This is a genomic window from Pseudomonas sp. AU11447 (genome assembly GCF_001672555.2).
GTDB classification, from domain to species: Bacteria; Pseudomonadota; Gammaproteobacteria; order Pseudomonadales; family Pseudomonadaceae; genus Pseudomonas; species Pseudomonas nitroreducens.
In genome coordinates, this window is the sequence record NZ_LZDG02000079.1 from 1 (window position 1) to 571 (window position 571).

Annotated in this window: 1 protein-coding gene; it reads right to left on the reverse strand. The window is 67.9% G+C overall.

Annotation, left to right across the window (positions count from 1 at the left end):
• The coding region (locus A6723_RS26880; RefSeq protein WP_256546979.1) for a contractile injection system protein, VgrG/Pvc8 family at nucleotides 1–571 on the reverse strand (571 nt) is incomplete at both ends.

Sequence of the window (571 nt, forward strand, 5' to 3'; positions counted from 1 at the left end):
GGTACCGGTGGGCGGATCGCGCTGTTCCCGTCTGGGATGGCTTMRAAGTGCACTTCGAARCTGCGATCACGGGCGGCGGTGCAGTGGGTGCGGACGATCAGCGCGCCTTCGGTAAAAGCGGCCGGTGCGCCTCCTTCGACCTTSAGCACGTGGCCGGGGGCCAGGGCGGCGCTGCTGCTCGCGCCGTCGAGYCGGAGCTGGTCATTCAGATAGCGCTCGTGGGCCAATTGCGCGTAGAAGACGCCGCTTTCGGCGTGGCCTTCTTCATCGCCGCGCGCCAGSGGATCMCCCAGTGCCTGGTAGGGYTCGTCGGCGTAATGGTAGGCCTCGCCATACGTGGTGGGGGCGCCACGGGTAAGGTCGGCCTGGCCGTCGAGGTTCGCGCCGGCGTCGCGTGAGTAGTAGGCGCGGGTGCTGACCTGTTGCTGGATGACCTGGTGGCTGGCTTGCAGCTCCCACACGGCGTCCTGGCCGGTGGCTTCCAGTCCGCTCAGGGGGCGCAGCGGCAGGCTGAGGTCGCGCTGGTAGTGCATGGGCGCGTCATGGAACTCGACCACGTCGATTTTCAGCC